General features: G+C 59.6%; 19 protein-coding genes. All 19 read right to left on the reverse strand.

Translation table 11 applies throughout. The features are described 5' to 3' along the window. On the reverse strand, positions 1–748 hold a 748-nt coding region (locus tag ABYV89_RS06035), incomplete at its 3' end, for a M16 family metallopeptidase (protein ID WP_432822040.1). A 59-nt stretch (positions 749–807) separates the two neighbouring features. Continuing rightward, complete coding sequence (pnp, locus tag ABYV89_RS06040; RefSeq protein ID WP_432822041.1) at positions 808–2,901, reverse strand: polyribonucleotide nucleotidyltransferase; 2,094 nt, start codon at positions 2,899–2,901, stop codon at positions 808–810. Between the two features lie 214 nt (positions 2,902–3,115). Then, positions 3,116–3,382: a 30S ribosomal protein S15 gene (gene rpsO, locus ABYV89_RS06045; RefSeq protein ID WP_432822042.1), complete on the reverse strand. Its 267-nt coding sequence runs from the start codon at positions 3,380–3,382 to the stop codon at positions 3,116–3,118. Between the two features lie 97 nt (positions 3,383–3,479). Beyond that, entirely contained in the window at positions 3,480–4,394 is a 915-nt protein-coding gene (gene truB, locus ABYV89_RS06050) for a tRNA pseudouridine(55) synthase TruB (protein ID WP_432822043.1), read from the reverse strand. Positions 4,395–4,397: 3 nt separating this feature from the next. Continuing rightward, complete coding sequence (locus ABYV89_RS06055; protein ID WP_432822044.1) at positions 4,398–5,348, reverse strand: DHH family phosphoesterase; 951 nt, start codon at positions 5,346–5,348, stop codon at positions 4,398–4,400. Next, entirely contained in the window at positions 5,320–5,697 is a 378-nt protein-coding gene (rbfA, locus tag ABYV89_RS06060; protein WP_432822045.1) for a 30S ribosome-binding factor RbfA, read from the reverse strand. Before rbfA ends, ABYV89_RS06055 begins: the two co-directional genes overlap by 29 nt. A 12-nt stretch (positions 5,698–5,709) precedes the next feature. Then, the gene (locus tag ABYV89_RS06065) at positions 5,710–5,997 is read right to left on the reverse strand and encodes a DUF503 domain-containing protein (protein WP_432822046.1); all 288 of its coding nucleotides are present in this window, start codon (positions 5,995–5,997) and stop codon (positions 5,710–5,712) included. Positions 5,998–6,012: 15 nt separating this feature from the next. Next, a complete protein-coding gene (gene infB, locus ABYV89_RS06070; protein WP_432822047.1) occupies positions 6,013–8,955 on the reverse strand; it encodes a translation initiation factor IF-2 in 2,943 nt (980 codons plus the stop codon). Next, entirely contained in the window at positions 8,955–9,551 is a 597-nt protein-coding gene (locus tag ABYV89_RS06075) for a DUF448 domain-containing protein (RefSeq protein WP_432822048.1), read from the reverse strand. Before ABYV89_RS06075 ends, infB begins: the two co-directional genes overlap by 1 nt. A 10-nt stretch (positions 9,552–9,561) precedes the next feature. Further along, positions 9,562–10,830 carry a transcription termination factor NusA gene (gene nusA, locus ABYV89_RS06080; protein ID WP_432822049.1) on the reverse strand — a complete coding sequence of 423 codons (1,269 nt, stop codon included), beginning with the start codon at positions 10,828–10,830 and terminating at the stop codon, positions 9,562–9,564. Between the two features lie 92 nt (positions 10,831–10,922). After that, complete coding sequence (rimP, locus tag ABYV89_RS06085; RefSeq protein ID WP_432822050.1) at positions 10,923–11,411, reverse strand: ribosome maturation factor RimP; 489 nt, start codon at positions 11,409–11,411, stop codon at positions 10,923–10,925. Positions 11,412–11,522: 111 nt separating this feature from the next. Next, positions 11,523–12,185: a hypothetical protein gene (locus ABYV89_RS06090; protein WP_432822051.1), complete on the reverse strand. Its 663-nt coding sequence runs from the start codon at positions 12,183–12,185 to the stop codon at positions 11,523–11,525. Positions 12,186–12,241: 56 nt separating this feature from the next. After that, entirely contained in the window at positions 12,242–13,531 is a 1,290-nt protein-coding gene (gene rlmD, locus ABYV89_RS06095) for a 23S rRNA (uracil(1939)-C(5))-methyltransferase RlmD (protein ID WP_432822052.1), read from the reverse strand. After that, the gene (locus tag ABYV89_RS06100) at positions 13,528–13,923 is read right to left on the reverse strand and encodes a hypothetical protein (RefSeq protein WP_432822053.1); all 396 of its coding nucleotides are present in this window, start codon (positions 13,921–13,923) and stop codon (positions 13,528–13,530) included. The genes rlmD and ABYV89_RS06100 overlap by 4 nt, the downstream gene beginning before the upstream one ends. A gap of 64 nt (positions 13,924–13,987) precedes the next feature. Then, a complete protein-coding gene (locus ABYV89_RS06105; RefSeq protein ID WP_432822054.1) occupies positions 13,988–14,758 on the reverse strand; it encodes an RNA methyltransferase in 771 nt (256 codons plus the stop codon). Continuing rightward, positions 14,755–15,522 (reverse strand): RsmE family RNA methyltransferase, encoded by a 768-nt coding sequence (locus ABYV89_RS06110; protein ID WP_432822055.1) that lies wholly within the window; start codon positions 15,520–15,522, stop codon positions 14,755–14,757. The genes ABYV89_RS06105 and ABYV89_RS06110 overlap by 4 nt, the downstream gene beginning before the upstream one ends. After that, positions 15,503–15,919, reverse strand: coding sequence for a DNA polymerase III subunit chi (locus ABYV89_RS06115; RefSeq protein ID WP_432822056.1), 417 nt, complete (start codon positions 15,917–15,919; stop codon positions 15,503–15,505). The genes ABYV89_RS06110 and ABYV89_RS06115 overlap by 20 nt, the downstream gene beginning before the upstream one ends. Before the next feature lie 138 nt (positions 15,920–16,057). Then, the gene (locus ABYV89_RS06120; RefSeq protein ID WP_432822057.1) at positions 16,058–16,618 is read right to left on the reverse strand and encodes a 2-oxoacid:acceptor oxidoreductase family protein; all 561 of its coding nucleotides are present in this window, start codon (positions 16,616–16,618) and stop codon (positions 16,058–16,060) included. Positions 16,619–16,644: 26 nt separating this feature from the next. Further along, the coding region (locus tag ABYV89_RS06125) for a thiamine pyrophosphate-dependent enzyme (protein ID WP_432822058.1) at positions 16,645–17,338 on the reverse strand (694 nt) is incomplete at its 5' end.

The following is a 17,338-nucleotide window of genomic DNA, read 5'->3' on the forward strand; positions in this document are numbered from 1 at the left end:
CGAGAATGGTATTGAGCAGGAACGAGGCGAAGCGGTCGGGATGGCCCTGGGAAAGGGATCGGGTGCCCAGGCAGAAATGGACCTGTTCAAGGTCACGGTCAACCAGATCGAGCCCGCGCTCCCCCAATGGGCACACCTTGGCAACCGCATCACGGCCAGGAGACAGCCGGCCGAAAGCTGCCGCCACCCGGTCGACGATATCCGCGTGTTCCAGGCTTCCGGCGGCACAGACCAGCAGATTTCCTCCGCGAAAATGTTCATCGACAAAGGCCATCAGCGTGTCGCGCGAAAGCGCTCCGACGCTTTCCAGGGTCCCCTGGATCGGCATTCCCAGGGAATGTCCCTGCCAGAACCTGCGGCTGAAATGATCGTGAACCAGATCTTCCGGATCATCCCCGAGCATGAGGATTTCCTGCAGAATGACCCGCCGCTCTTTCTCCATCTCGTCGAGATCGAACACCGAGTTAAGGATCGCGTCGGCCAGCAGGTCGATGGCCAGGGGGATTTTTTCGGACAGGATCTTGGCGTGGAAGCAGCAGTATTCGCGACTGGTGAACGCATTGAGAACGCCGCCGACCGAATCGATTTCCAGGGCAATGTCCCTGGCGCTGCGGTTTTCGGTCCCCTTGAAGAGCATGTGCTCGACGAAGTGGGAGATACCGTTCTGCTCGGGGGGCTCGTTGCGGGAACCGCTTAAAACCCAGACGCCGAGGGTCACTGAGTGAACCCCCGGCATCTGTTCGGTCAAAACCCTGATTCCATTATCTAGGGTTGTTTTTTGAATCATCTTCTGCTTTACAACCTGCCTTATTCGGGAAGGTTTTCGCCAAGAGCTTCCTTGCGAGAGAGCTTGATCTTGCCCTGCTTGTCGATGCCGATGCACTTGACGAGAACCTTGTCGCCCTCGTTGAGAACGTCGGTAACGGCTTTGACCCGCTCCTTGGCCAGCTCGGAAACGTGAACCAGGCCGTCGGTACCGGGGTAGATTTCGACGAATGCGCCGAATTCCATGACCTTGCGGACCGTGCCGTTGTAGAGCTTGCCGACTTCGGCTTCCTGGGTCAGGTCGCGAATCATCTGGATGGCGCGCTTGGCGGCTTCACCGTCAGAGGAAGCGATATGGATCGTGCCGTCATCCTGGATGTCGATGGCGCAGCCGGTCGCTTCGATGATGCCGCGAACGTTCTTGCCGCCCGAACCGATAACGGTGCGTACCTGGTCGGTTTTAACCCGGATGCTGGTGATGCGCGGTGCATACTTGGACATCTCGGGACGGGTTTTATCGAGGCACTTGGACATCTCACCGAGGATATGAATGCGGCCGGCCTTGGCCTGGTCCAGAGCCTGGGTCATGATCTCCTTGGTGACGCCGGAAATCTTGATATCCATCTGCAGGGCGGTGATGCCATTGGCGGAACCGGTGACTTTGAAGTCCATGTCGCCGAGGTGGTCTTCGTCGCCGAGGATGTCGGAGAGAACGGCGATGGCGTCACCTTCCTTGATCAGCCCCATGGCGATACCGGCGATCGCTTCTTTAACCGGCACACCGGCGTCCATCAGCGACAGGGATGCGCCGCAGACCGAAGCCATTGAAGACGAACCGTTGGACTCGAGAACATCGGAGACGATACGGATCGTGTAGGGGAAATCCTCATGCTTAGGCAGAATTTTCGTGATGCTGCGCTCTGCAAGCATGCCGTGACCGATCTCGCGACGGCCGGGGAAGAGGCGCATGCTGGTCTCACCAACGCAGAACGGGGGAAAATTGTAGTGCAGCATGAACTTTTTAAAATCCATCCCCTGGACATTGTCCATGCGCTGCTCATCGACCTTGGTTCCCAAAGTCGCAGCGACCAGGGCCTGGGTCTCACCACGGGTGAACAGGGCACTGCCGTGGGCGCGGGGCAGGAGGCTCGCCTCACAATTGATCGGGCGGATGGTGCTCATATCGCGGCCGTCGATGCGAATGCGATCCTTGGTGACCATCTGACGCACAACGCGCTTCTCGATCTTACCGAGGATGGCGCTGATTTCGCCTTCACGTCCTTCGCACTCTTCAGCAAGCGCGGCCTTAACCGCGGTACGGTTGTCGGCCAGGGCGGCATAACGCTCCTGCTTGGTGCGGATCTTGACCGCCTCGACAACCTTGGCTTCGGCCAGTTTGGTGACCTTGGCTTCCAGCTCGGGATCGGTCTTGGCGACGATGAACTCACGCTTTACCGAGCCGACCAGTTTGGCCAGTTCGGTCTGCATCGCGATCAGCGGCTGCAGCGACTCGTGGCCGAAGAAAATGGCATCGAGCATCTCCGCTTCGGAAAGAAAGTCGGATTCCCCTTCTACCATCATGACCGCTTCTTTCGAACCGGAAACCACAATTTCAACATCGCTCTGGGTCAGCTGCTCGAGGGTCGGATTAGCGATCAGCTTGCCGTCGACACGACCGACGCGAACAGCGGCAATCGGGCCTTCGAAAGGAATATCGGAAATGGCGACAGCGGCTGAAGCAGCCACCATGGCGAGGGTGTCCGGATCGTTAACCATATCGGCCGAAATGACGGTCGGCATGATCTGGGTTTCGAACATGTAGCCCTTGGGGAAAAGCGGACGCATCGGGCGGTCAATCAACCGGCAGATCAACGTCTCGCGCTCGGTGGACCCACGCTCACGACGGAAGAAGGAACCGGGAATTTTGCCGCCGGCGTAGAATTTCTCCTGGTAGTTGACGGTCAGGGGGAAGAAATCCTGCCCTTCGCGCATTTTTCTTGCCGAAACGACGGTACAGAGCACCTTGGTCTCGCCATAGGTAATGACGACAGCGCCATCGGCCTGACGGGCCATCTTGCCCGTTTCAATGGTCAGGGGCTGACCATTGAATTCAATTTCTACTTTTTGATAAGCCATGATTTTCTCCTTCACGGCACCGGCACATTGGCCCTGCCGCGACTTTTTCAGCCTGTTTTTCTGTTAACAAAAAAATGACGAAGGAGGAAGGCCTGAGACAGACCCCGTATATCCATTCAGACATACAGGGTCTCTCTCCGGACAACCTCCAGTGTCATTCACCAAAAACAAGAGCAGCAGGCTCCCCGCCTCGCGAAGAGCATGCTGCCCGTTATTACCTGCGGATACCCAGTTCCTTGATGATGACGCGATAGCGTTCAACATCTTTTTTCTTCAGGTAGTCGAGAAGACGCCTTCTCTGCCCGACAATCTTCAGAAGGCCACGACGGGAGTGATGATCCTTCTTGTGGGTCCGAAAATGATCGGTGAGGTAGGTGATGCGCCCCGAAAGGAGAGCGATCTGAACTTCGGGAGAACCGGTGTCCCCCTCGTGGGTTTTGAATTTGTCGATAATTTCCTGCTTAAGTTCTGTGGCCAGCACTGTGCCATCTCCTTTCAATCTAATACGCCAAGATGTTTCCTGGTCTTAAGTTAAAGTATCGGACTTTTTATCACAAAATCCGCATGCTGTAAAGGCTCTATCGCGCCGCTGCAGCGCGAAGAAAAACCCGGATCAGTTCGAAGTCGCCACGTCTTTCATTTTCGCGGCCAGGGGCAAAACGGGCCGCCGCCAGCAAGTTGCCATCATCAAGCAGCAGCACGGTGCTGCCGGCATCGGGCAACGGCAGGCCGGAAACCTCGTCCGCCGACGGCGGGATACCGTTGCGCAGCCGCGCGGCTGCCTCCGGCGACACTTCGAAGGAGGGATAATCTCGCAGTCCATGCTCGAGGGACAACAGGGGCAAGCGGTCTGGCGCATCGACGAAATCTTCGAGTCGGATGCAGTCCGTCTCGTTGAAACAACCGCTGCGCGTACGGCGCAAGGCGGTCAGATGAGCCCCGCATCCGAGCATTTCACCGATATCATGGGCCAGGGTGCGGATGTAAGTGCCCTTCGAACAGTCAACCACCAAAGTCACAAAAGGCAAGTCGATCTTTTCAACCTGGATCCGATGGACGGTAACCTCGCGGGCCTCCCGCTCGATTTCGATCCCCTGTCGGGCCAGCTTATACAGCGGCACGCCATCTTTCTTCAATGCCGAGAACATGGGAGGCAGCTGACGAATGGTGCCGACAAAAGATTGGCAGGCCGATTCGATGGCATCCGCCGTAATCGCGTCAAAGCTGCGCTGCACGAGTACGTTCCCCTCGGCATCCTGGGTGTCAGTGCTTTCACCGAGCTTCAGCGTGGCGCGATAGGTTTTCTCGCCAACCATCAGAAACTGGATAATCCGTGTCGCCTCACCGACCCCGACCACCAGAATGCCGGTCGCCATGGGATCGAGCGTTCCTGCATGACCGACCTGCCGCTGCCGGCACAAGCGGCGAACCTGCCGCACTACGTCATGGGAAGTGACGCCGCCCGGCTTATCAATGACCAGCAATCCGTCCATCAATCAGGCCAGAAGCATGTCGAGACGGGAAAAAACCGTGTTACGAACCTGTTCCAGGGAACCTTCAACCACGGCCCCCGCAGCGTTATGATGGCCACCGCCGCCGAATTCACGGGACAAGGAGCCGACATCGATCCGGCCCTTGGAGCGGAAGCCGACCTTGAACGCCTGCTCACTGACCTGGCGGAAAAAGATAGCCACCTCGACCCCGCGCACCGAGCGGGGGTAATTGACAAACCCATCGGTGTGCTCAGGTCCGGCCTGAGACTGCTCCATCATTTCCCTGGTGACACTCACCGAAGCATAATGGCCACAACCGGAAACCGTCAGCGTCGCCAGGGCCATGGCCAGAAGGCGGAGACGTTTTTCTTCCTGGCTCTCGTACAAACCGGATGCGACATCCCATGGACTGACGCCGCGCGCTACCATCTCGGCGGCCACGGTGAACGCTTCGGGATCGGCATTGGAATAACGGAACGAACCGGTATCGGAAAGAATGGCCGTATAGATGCAGAGAGCCACATCGAGGGAAAGTGGCCGCCCGGACTCCTTGATGATCCGGTAGATCATGGCGCCGGTGGCGCTGGCCGAGATGTCGACGTAATAGACGTCGCCGAAATCCTCCGAGTGGGGATGATGATCGATATTGACCAGGCTGCGACAGGCATCCTTGAGGTGCAGCCCGGCGCGGCGCAGCTCCCCGGCATCCAGCACGAAACCGACATCGAAAACAGCATCCGGATCGAGACAATCGACCAGGGTTTCAGCTCCAGGGAGAAAATCGAAATCCTTGGGCACGCCGTCCTTATTATAGGCGACGACGTCTTTGCCGCATTCACGCAGAAAATTCACCAGGGCCAGGGTCGATGCCATGGCATCACCATCAGGACCTTCGTGGGAAGCCACCAGAAAAGTCTGCCCGGCGTCAATTTTCTCCAGAATCGTCCTGATCATCCGTATGCTCTGTCTGAACCTGCCGAAGCAGCGTTTCGATGCGGTTGCCGTAGGCCAGCGAACTGTCAAACTGAAATACCAGCTCCGGGGTATAGCGAAGGCGCAAGCGTTTGGCCAGCTCACGACGCAAGAAAGGCACGGAACTCTTCAATCCCTTTTCGGTATTCTTGATTTCGCTCTCCGACCCCATGGCGGAAAAGAAGATCTTAGCCATGCGCAGGTCGGAAGTCACTTCGACCGCGGTTATGGTAACGAATCCGACCCTGGGATCCTTGAGACCCTTGATTAGCAGCGCCGAGATTTCTTTGTGGATCTGATCTCCGACGCGATGTGACCGTTGTGATTCCAAGCAGTTTCCCTGTCAGTAGTGAATGAATTCGACAAAACGATCGATGATTTCGGCAAAACCGGTCTGCTCTACCTCGTCGACTATTTTATCAAAAGTCGAATGCATCGCCCCTTCGTCATGGTGCACCATGGTGAACCCGAGATGCGAACGCTGCCAGAGGTCGTGGCTGCCGGTTTCCGCGCAGGAAACCGGAAAGCGGGCCCGGCAGCGTCCGAGTATCTTTTTCACCATGCCACGCTTTTCTTTGAGACTCAGCGGCGCATGAAGCAGGATTTCCAGCTGCATAACCCCGACGACCATCCGCACATCCCTCTGTTAAAGGGTGGTTTTGATCGATTCGATCTCGAAGGCTTCGATTATGTCGCCAACCTTGAGGTCGTTATAGTTTTCCAGGCCAATGCCGCACTCGTAGCCGGTGGCGACTTCCTTGACATCGTCTTTGAAGCGTTTGAGGGAGCTCATCTTCCCTTCCCAGACGACCACGTTGTCGCGTACCAGGCGCACACCGGCGCCGCGAACGATCTTCCCGTCAATCACGTAGCTGCCGGCGATGGTCCCGACCTTGGTCACGCTGAAGGTCTCGCGAACCTCGGCGCGGCCCAGGTGCTTCTCGCGAAGGGTCGGAGCCAGCAGGCCTTCCATGGCGTCCTTGATGTCTGCCACCGCATCGTAAATGATGTTGTACAGGCGGATATCAACCCCTTCGGATTCGGCCAGAAGCATGGCTTTGGGCTCAGGCCGAACATTGAAGCCGAGGACGATGGCATCGGAGGCCGAGGCCAGGGTGATGTCGCTCTCGATGATGCCGCCGACCGCGGTATGGATGACCACCAGGCGGCAGGCCTCGGTAGCGAGCTTGAGCAGCGAATCCTTGACCGCTTCGACAGAGCCCTGCACGTCGCCCTTGATGATGACCTTGAGCTCCTTGACATCGCCGCCCTTGATCCGGGCGTACAACTGCTCGAGGGAGATCTTGCTGTGCTTGGCCAGTTCCGCCTCGCGGATTTTCTGGGCACGGTGCTGAGCGACTTCCTTGGCGGTCTTGTCGTCCTCGACGGAATGGAAAGAATCACCAGCCTCAGGCACCCCGGTAAGACCGGTTACTTCAACAGGACAGGACGGACCGGCCGCTTCGACCCGACCGCCACGATCGTCGATCATGGTCCGGACGCGACCGTAGTGGATTCCGGTAACGATCGGATCCCCGACCCGCAGAGTCCCTTCCTGCACCAGCACGGTGGCCACAGGACCGCGCCCTTTGTCGATTCGCGCTTCAACGATGGCACCCTTGGCCCGCTTGTTCGGGTTGGCCTTGAGGTCCATCACCTCGGCCTGCAGCAGGATCATTTCGAGCAGCTGATCCAGGTTGGTGCGCTGCTTGGCCGAAACCTCGACGAAAATCGTTTCACCACCCCACTCTTCAGGCAGCATTTCGAACTCGGTCAGTTCCTGCTTGACCCGATCGGGGTTGGCATCGGGCTTGTCCATCTTGTTGATGGCAACGATGATCGGTACCCCGGCAGCCTTGGAGTGATTGATCGCCTCCTTGGTCTGCGGCATGACGCCATCGTCAGCGGCCACCACCAGTACCACGATGTCGGTGACCTTGGCACCGCGAGCACGCATGGCGGTAAAGGCTTCGTGACCGGGAGTATCGAGGAAGGAAATCTTTTTGCCGTCCAGTTCGACCTCGTAGGCACCGATATGCTGGGTAATGCCGCCGGCCTCACCATCGGTGACGTTGGTGGTGCGGATAGCATCGAGCAGACTGGTCTTGCCGTGGTCAACGTGCCCCATGATGGTAACCACCGCAGGGCGCATCTGCAGGTCTTCAGGATTCTCCGTAACTCCGGAGCGAATACTGGAATGCTCCAGCACCGTCTCCTCGTCAAAGGCGACGTTCTCGACTTCGTAATTGAACTCGGTTGCCAGCAGCGCGGCGGTCTCATAATCGAGGGGATGGTTGATCGTCACCATGGTGCCCTGACGCATGAGCTCCTTGATCAGATCGTTGGCCTTGACCCCCATACGCTTGGCGAGCTCACCGACGGTGACGACATCACTGATCCGGATAATGCGCTTGATCGCCTTGGAAACCGTGACCTCGGTTTTCTTGATCGGCTTGGCCCCCTTACGGCCACGGCGCATCTTGTCGCCGCGCTCAGGCTCGAACACCTCGCGGCGCTGACGACGTCTCTGGCCGTCGCCCGCAGCAGCTGAATCGCTGTAATCGGCGCCCTTCCCTTTTTTATTCTTCTTTCCGCCACGAGCCTCTTTTGCCGGAAACGGCTCGGCGTCGGTAGCAGGAGGCATCGAGGGTCCGCGACCACGGGATGCGCCAGCAGGTCCACCGGGGGCGCCGCCGCGAGGCGGGCCACCAGGACGGGGTGCGCCGCCAGGTCCACCAGGACGGGGTGCGCCGCCAGGTCCACCAGGACGGGCTGCGCCGCCAGGTCCACCCGCAGGGCGATCCTGACGAACCGGAGCACCTCGCCGACCGGCGCCGGGATCACCGGCAGGGCGCTCGCCTCGGCCCGCATCGCGTCCGCGCGGTCCAGACGGAGCGGTGCTCGGCAATTCGACACGGCCGAGGATTTTAGCCCGCGACGGCGTCGCCTTGTGCATTTCATGGTCCTTGATGATAACGGCCGTTTTTCCGGGCCGGCTTTCAGGCTTGGGTTTCTCCGCGGCTTTCTTCTCGACGATCGGAGCCGCAGCAACTTCGGCTTTCGGAGGGGAAAGTGGCGCTTCCTCGGTTTTTTCAGGCGCGGCAGGCGCTACCTCGACCTCGGCGGCAGCGACCGGCTCGACAGGGGCCGGCACCTTTTCCGCCGCAGCCACAGGTGCAGGCGTTTCAACAACGGGTTCGGCAACAGGAACTGAGGGCTTCGGAGGCTCAGCGGCGACGGCGGCAGGGGGTGCCGGCTCCGCTTTCTTCTCAGCCATCACCGGCGCGGCCACCGGCTTTTCGATCACGACGTCATCAGGCGCCTCGGAGTCGTCGCCCTCAGGGGCAGCGGCATCAGCGGAAGACTTGACCTCCTTGCGGCGGCGGCGAATGATCCCGGTGCTGATCCGTTCCTCTTCGACCTTCTCTTCGGCAGGTGCGGATGCGGCCTCGAACTTACGGAGATCCTCCTCCTCGATCACGCTCGCATGGGACTTCACTTCGATCCCGGCCTGCTTAAGACGGTCGATGACCACCTTACTGTCGAGTCCCAGCTTTTGTGCTAACTCGGATACCTTTGTCTTTCCCATCAAATCTCCCCTGCTATCTTCTTATATCGTGACATTTCTGTCTTAACTGATTCAGCCAATGGCCCTACCTTCAAGGCGACCACACTGCGTTCTTCCTTGCCCAGCATCCTGCCGAGAGCTTCCTTGTCCAGCAACTGGAAATCGGGTATGCCCCTGGCTGCCGCGGAACGGGCCACCTTGCCGCCGATCCCCTCTGAGACATCATGAGCAAGTATGACCACCGCCAACGTCTCGGAACCCGTCAAGGCATCCAGAATCATATTGCTGCCGGAAACCACCACTCCGGACTTCCTTGCCATCCCCAGAAGATTAACAATCTTCTGCTCGATACTTGAGAGCAGAGCCTGCTTCAGCTGTTCGAAGGAGACCTGCAGTCCCTGAGACTTGAAGGTCCGCTGAAACTGCCGCCGCTTAACGGCCTGCTCGAGACAATCGAGGTTCAGGCAGGTATAAGCACCGCGCCCCGGCAAACGGGAACGGTAATCGACCAAAACCTCGGCAGCAGGGGACAGGACGAAACGAGCCAGGCCCTGCTGGTCGTAAGACTGCCGACAACCGAGACAGGTTCGCTGCGGCTTGTGGCCCGCGGACGGCATCCCGGCGTCTTTACTCCTCTTCAGCGGGCACATCGGCCGCGCCGGCTTCGGCTTCGGCCGCAAACTGGGCCACCTGACGCGCGAGTTCATCCTTGGTCATGGAACTGCGACCGGGGATATCGTACCCTTTGGCCATCTCGTACAACTCATCCCGCGTATACTGATCGGTCAGCTGCTCAGGCTGCTCCGGTTCAGCGCCCTCCCCCTCGCCGGCGTCCGCAGCCGTGGCTTCTTCAAGCTCGATTTCAGCGGCACGGGTTTCGCTCTTGATATCGATCTTCCAACCGGTCAACTTGGCGGCAAGACGCACGTTCTGCCCCTTTTTCCCGATAGCCAGCGACAACTGGTCGTCGGGAACGATAACTTCAAGGGACTGCTCGTCGTTATCAACGTAGACCCGGGTGACCTCGGCGGGCGCCAGTGCTGCACAAGCAAACCGGGCCGTATCGGGAGTCCAGGGAATAATGTCAATTTTCTCGCCACGCAGTTCCGATACAACATTCTGCACTCGCGAACCGCGCATGCCGACGCAGGCACCGACCGGATCGACATCGGGGTCATGGGAAACCACGGCAATCTTGGCACGGCTGCCGGGCTCTCGGGACACTGCCTTGATTTCGACAATCCCCTCGGCAATTTCGGGAACCTCAAAGTGAAAGAGTGCCGCGACCACACCCGGATGGGTGCGGGACAGAATGATCTGCGGCCCCTTGGTCGACATCTTGACTTCGGAGATATAGGCCCTGACCCGGTCCCCCTGGCGATAATTCTCGCGGGGCACCTGCTCACGATGGGGCAGAAGCGCTTCAGCACGGCCGAGATCGACAATCAGGTCGCCGCGCTCATAGCGGCGAACAATGCCGTTGACCATTTCGCCGACACGATCCTGGAATTCGTTAAATACGCCCTCCCGCTCAGCCTCGCGAACCTTCTGAATAATCACCTGCTTGGCGGTCTGGGCAGCGATGCGGCTGAAATTGCTGGCATCGAGCTTCATACCGAGAGAATCGCCGGCCTCGACCTCGGGATCGATTTCGGCAGCTTCTACGAGATCGATCTCCTTGTAGGAATCCTGAACCTCATCTACCACGGTGACAAATTCAAAAACCTCTACCTCACCCAATTCATCGTTGTAGTGAGCTTCAAGGTCTCGGGTATTGCGGTACTTCTTGTTGGCCGCGGAGAGAACGGCGGATTCCAAGGCCTCAACAAGAACGGCCCTGTCAATCCCCTTGTCCTTAACAACCTGGTCGATAATATGATTAAGATTCGTGACCATCCAAACGTCCCCCTATATCCATTAAGCTCAGGGTTTCCACCCCCGGCATTTCGGCAACAGACAACCGAAAGCACCGCTCGTATTGATTAGAATTAAAACTCGTACTCAAGGTTGGCCTTGGCAATCCCCTCTAAAGGAAGCTCGACCACACCGCCCTTTTTATCTGTCTGCTCAATACGGACAAGTCCGCCCTCGATTCCCAACAGCGTACCGACAAAGGTCTTGCGGGCATGCCCGCGCTGATCGGGATCAAGACTCTCATAGGTCTTCACCTTAACCAGGCTGCCGGCAAACCGCTCAAAATCCTGAACCTTCTTAAGGGGGCGATCGATACCTGGCGACGAAACCTCAAGCCGGTAGGCGGTGCGGACAATGTCCTCGACCTCAAGGACGGCGCCGATCTCGCGACTGGCTTCCGCACAGTCATCGAGGTTCACGCCCCCCTCTTTATCGATGAAGATCCGCAGGAACCAGTCCCGTCCTTCATGCTTGTATTCCAGATCGACCAGTTCCATCGACATGGACTCGAGGATCGGGACAACAATATTTGTAATTTGCTCTACCAATGACTGCTGTGACACGCTTTAAAGCCCCTAAATAAAAAAAGTGAGCAAAGGCCCACTTTCTTCATAGTGAACAAAGTTAACAGCGAATTAATACCATGCCCATATGACAATTGCAAGAAAAAATATCTAACGGCGTTCACCGCGCACGACCTGTACCGAGCGGATCATCTGCATCGCCTGCGGGTAATCATCCCCATCCGCGCCAGCGTCGGTGTAATAGATAAAAAACCAGCTGGCGTCGGCAAATCCGATCAGGCCATAGAAACGGGTCGGCACGTCATGCTTCAGAAAACTGGCCTGCAGACCGTAGGCATAATCGGCGCCGTGAACACGCATCCTGTCGATCTCGTAGGCAAGCGCGCTAACCCCCTCTTCGCTGCCGAGGCTATCGGCGGCATAACGTGCCGAATCGGCCACTAAACCACGGGAGGGCGGAACCGCCCCCGGAGCAAGCGGGCTGAAGTCGATTTCCATATGAGCGCCGCTGACCGGGTTATAGACGAAATGCTCGTTGGCAGCCATCCGTTTTGCGACCGCTCGCTCAATGGTGGCGCTATCGGCCTCCCTGCCCTGCGCTTCGAGGTCATGGGCCACATGTTCAGCCATCTCTTCGACCAGAAAAGCCGGTGCTTCTGCGGCGACCAGCCATTTTTCGGACGGAATATCAATGCCGATCGACAAATCGGCCCCCACCGCCAGCCGGGTGCCGGGCACCGGAGGCGACACAGCGCATGCCGTAAGCAGCATCATCAGACCGGCTACAATGAAACCAAGCAGCTTTTGCGTCATAAAGCCTCCAGGAAAAAGCAGGTTAAATTCAGAATTATCAGTATACCAGAAACTCTCTATTCCGGCAGAACAAGCGAAGTGACACTTTCGGTGTGATAGGTCTGGGGGAACAGGTCAACCGGGCGGGACCACTGGACCCGAAAACCGGCGTGCAGCAGAGGAACCAGGTCGCGGGCCAGTGTAGGCGGATCGCAGGAGACGTAGACAATACGCGAAGGCCGCGCAGCCGCCAGTTCGCGAGCCACCTGGTAAGCGCCGGTACGCGGCGGATCGAGCACCACCAGGTCGAACCCGCCGCCGGCCAGGGCCGCGTACGCTCCCTCGGCGGGCCGAGCATGAAAGCGGGCATTTTCAACCAGGTTGGCGGCGGCATTCTGCCGGGCCTTGTCAATGGAAGGGGCATAGTCCTCAACGCCAAACACCTCGTCGGCTATCCCGGCAAGCGGCAGTGAGAAGTTGCCCATCCCGCAGCACAAATCGAGGATCCGCCGTGGACGTTCCCCCGCGACGGCACCGAGAACGGCGGCGACCAGTCGCCGGTTCTGCTCCAGGTTGACCTGGGCGAACCCTCCGGGGCCGTAGGCCAGACGCAGGCCGGAATCAGCCAGCGGGCGGATGTGCAGATCGGACTCACCGGAGACATGCAGCAGGATATCCTTGCGGCCGGCCTGAAGAAACAGGGCATAACCGGCCTCGGTGACCAGCGGCCGCAGATAGTTCGCAAGGACATCCGCCTGCCCGTCCAGCACATGCACAACAGCCCGCACCCGCCCCTCGTCATCGACCGCGAGGTCAACCTGGGGAACCCGCTCGGGGCAGGGAGAATGCGCAAGCCAGCCGCGAAAACTGGCCAGCGCCTCGTTAATGGCCGAAGCGGCAATCGGACAGTGCTCCACATCGATCACGAAGTGGCTGCCGCGGCGGTAAAACCCCATGACAAAACCGTTTTCGGTCTGCCGGCATTTGAACTGGACCCGACTGCGGTACCCCCATTCATCGGGCGCCGCGGCCAGCGGGAGGATTTTTTCCGCCGGCAGCGCACATTGTCGCACCAAGGTATCGCGAAAGATCCGCTCCTTCCACTCCCCCTGCTCCCGATAAGGCAGGTGCTGCCACTGACACCCCCCGCAACGGCCGAACACCGGGCACGGCGGCGTGCGGCGCAGACTCGACGGCTCCACCAGCTCGGTCAGGTCGGCTTCGGCGTAGCGTTTTTTCTCACGGGTCACCCGGCAGCGCAGCAGGTCTCCTGGAGCCGTATGGGGGACGAATACGGCCTTGCCTTCATGGCGGCCGACACCGTTGCCGCCGTAGGCCAGGCTGTCGATACGGAGCAGGTCGATCATTTCACCAGCCTGAAAGGACGGGTCTTGTTCTGGCGTTCGACCATCTCGATGGCAACAAAACGAATGGGAAACTCATGGCTCTGCAGGTAGGAGAAACTGCTTTTAACGAAAGAGTCGATCATCTCGCTGCGAACCATTTCCAGATCGCCGCCGGCGACCCCCATCCGCTCCAGGTGACGAACCCAGAGAACTTCGTCGCCAAGACGGCTGCGCACGCGGTCAGCTTCGGCGCAGGGGTCGGCCGTCGCGGCAAAGAGCTGCGGGGTTACGGCGATCCGGCAGCGGACCTCGACCCTGAGACGGTGATAATCCCCGAAATAGCGGTTCGAACGGTCGATGAAATCAACGCGGACGCCGTTGGCCAGATGTTCGGTACGAAGGCAGTGTTCCATAATGGGATCCCGTTGCGGTTAATGCCAAAGAGGATTCTGTGCAGCGAAGCGACCGCGCAGTCCCCTATTCGCCCTGCTTGCCTTTTCTGCGTTCGGAATCAACCCAGTCGATGCTGCGCAACATGCCGTGCAGAATGCGCACCTCCCGGTCGTTGAGCCCGGAACGCCCGAAAATGCGCCGAAAACTGCGCAGAATATGATCGGGATTCTGGCTGTCGAGAAACCCGATGTCCACCAGGGTCCGCTTCATGTGGGCATACATCCCTTCAAGAACGTCTCCCGTAGCCAGCTTCTTGCGCCCATGGCTTTTGCCGCGCAGTTCGCCAAGAGTCTTGGACGTTTCGTACAGGCAGAGGGAAACCGCCTGCGCCAGGTTCATCGAAGGGAGTTCGTCGCTGGTCGGAATAGTGATGAAGCGCTGGCAGAGATCGAGCTCCGAGGTCAGCAGGCCCTTGTCCTCGCGGCCGAAGACCAGGGCCACCTTGCCAACTTCGGTTTGCGGGAGGAGATGCCGGGCCGCCTCATCGGGATGCAGGAACTCTTCCCGGTACTTGCCAAACCGGCGGGTTGTTCCGAGCGCCAACTGGCAATCGGCCAGGGCCGTGGCCAGGTCGGGAAAGACCCTGGCCTGCTCGAGCAGCGCCCCGGCCTTGACCGCCATCCACCGGGCCTCTTCGGCGAGGGGGTCGGCGCTCGGGTTGACCAGGCGCAGGTCGGAAAAACCGAAATTCATCATGGCCCGGCAGACCGAGCCGATATTGAGCGGCCCCTGCGGCTCGACCAGAACCACGGCGACGTTAGCCAAAGACAGGTTGTCGAATGTTGTTGGGGTCATCCCAGATCTCCCAGGGAAAATTGTATCATGGCCGCGCCGAGAATGGCGGCCGTTTCGGTACGCAGAATCCGCCCGCCAAGCGAGACCGGCAGCACGCCCGCCGCCTGCGCCTGTGCCGCCTCGGCGGCATCGAAGCCCCCCTCGGGCCCGACCAGCAGGGCCACCCGGTCGGGCCGCTGACCGCGGATCGCCTCCTTGAAGGTCCAGCAGGTTTCCCCTTCGTAAAACATCAGCCGCAAGTCGGCCGCCGCGGCCTCCTTGAGCATTTCGTCCCAGCCCAGCACCGGCGCCAGCTCGGGGATCATCGCCCGCCGGCACTGCCGGGCCGCCCGCAGCAGCACCTCGGGCCAGCGATGGGATTTCTTCTGCCCGGCATCGCGCTCGTCGAGGGTAATCGAACGGCTGGAAGCATAGGGGACAATCCGGCAGACACCGGTCTCGGTCAGTTTCTGCAGAATCAGCTCGAAGCGCTCTTTTTCGGGCAGCGCCTGGTAGACGACGATTTCAACGGGGCTTTCCGGCGGCTGCACAAAGTGCTGAAAGGGCACGACCGTCGCCTGCTGCGGCCCCAGCTCGGCCAGCCGGGCCCGGTAGAACATCCGGCACGAATCGACCAGGGTGAAGATCTCGCCGGCGCGGGGCTCCCAGCAGGCGAGCGCCGCCACGGCCTCCGGCGGAAGCGGTGTGGCCTGTTCGAGCTGCACCGTTCCCGGCACCCGGATGATACTGCCGCGGCCGCCCCGGTTAACGCATGGTCGGTTCAAAACCGGCCTCCCGGTACCTGGAAAAACGAAGACGTGCCGCCGCCGCCAGATCATCGTCGTAGACCTCGGCAAAATCGATGACCTGCTCAAACTGGCGAAGGAAAGCCAGGGAACAGGGACGTCCCATGATCAGCACCCGGGCACCGTTCGGATTGCGCTCCTCGGTGCCGATCACCACCGGCTCCTCCAGGCAGTCGACCGCACCATTATCGCATGCATGGGGGATAAACGACCCCTTCTGCCAGGTCCACATGAAGCGATCGAGGGTTACCGCCTGGTTGTCGTCCATGACGGTGATCAGCACCCGCCGGCCGCCAGCGAAAAATTCGTCGGCCAGCTCGCAGAGATGCCGGGCCTTCTCGGGCTTTTTCAGCTTGATGAATTCGATCTTGCTCATGGCAGCACCTGTGGTTGCAATAAAAAAACGAGCTGAATCATAAACGACAACCGGGCGCATGGAAAGGCCTTATTTACTTAAGGTCTTTTCATGCGCCCGGTGGTGGCAAGGCAGGCGCAGCGATGCTCAATACCTGGCTCAGGCGGCCTGGCCGGCGGCCTCACGGGCAAAGGCGGCGCCCCGGTCGATCGCCTCGACGTTCATCGGGATGAAGCGATGGTTGCGCTCCGGCAGCACCTCTTTCAGGGCACTCTTCAAGCTGTCCAGCGACACCGCGCCGGACAATTCGGCGTAAGCGCCGATGGTGATCATGTTGAGCAGGCGGGCGTCACCGAGCTCGAGCGCCATGTCGTTGACCGGGATGCGCACAACCTGGATGTCGTCGCGACCAGCGCCGTCGTCATCAACCAGAGAGCTGTTGATGATGCACAGACCGCCGGGACGCACCCTGCTGAAATATTTCTCCATGGAGAGGGGATTGAGAAGCAGGGCGGCGCCGGGATTGCCGATGACCGGCGAGCCGACCTCCTCATCGGCCACCACCACCGTGCAGGTTGCCGCCCCGCCGCGCTTTTCGACCCCGTAAGCGGGAAAATACGAAACGTTGCGGCCTTCGATAATCCCCGCGTAGGCGAGCAGGTTGCCGATCAGCAGAATGCCCTGGCCGCCGAATCCGGCCATGAATACATCGTAGTTCATTATCTGTCTCCGTAAACTGCAGACGTTCAGGACGCGGTGGAATCCTTGAAGGTCGCCAGCGGAAAATAAGGGATCATCTCGCTTTCGACCCGGGCGTTCGCCTTGAGGGGATCCATTCCCCAGTTGGTCGGACAGGCGGACAGGACCTCGACAAAAGAAAAACCCTGCCCCTTGACCTGCACTTCGAAGGCCTTCTTGACGGCGCGCGCGGCCTGCAGGATATTTTTCGGCGAGTTAACCGACACCCGGGCCGAATAGGTCACCCCTTCGAGGTTGCTGAGCAGCTCGGCCATCCGGATCGGGTAGCCGTCCGTGTTGACATTGCGCCCGTAAGGCGAGGTCGAGGTCTTCTGCGACGGCAGGGTGGTCGGCGCCATCTGGCCGCCGGTCATGCCGTAGGTGGTATTGTTGACGAAAATCACCGTCATCTCCTCGCCCCGGTTGGCGGCATGGATGATTTCGCTGGTGCCGATGGCGGCCAGGTCGCCGTCCCCCTGGTAGGTGAAGACGATCTTGTCCTGCTGCACCCGCTTGACCCCGGTGGCCACCGCCGGCGCCCGCCCGTGCGGTGCCTCGACGACATCGATATCGAAATAGCCGTAGAGAAAGACGCTGCAGCCGACCGAAGCGACCCCGATGGTGCGATCCTGCACGCCGAAGGCGTCCATCGCCTCGGCGACCAGCCGATGGATAGTGCCGTGCTGGCAGCCGGGGCAGAAG

Origin of the sequence: Trichloromonas sp. (genome assembly GCF_041583255.1) — a bacterium.
In the GTDB taxonomy this organism is placed as follows: Bacteria; Desulfobacterota; Desulfuromonadia; order Desulfuromonadales; family Trichloromonadaceae; genus Trichloromonas.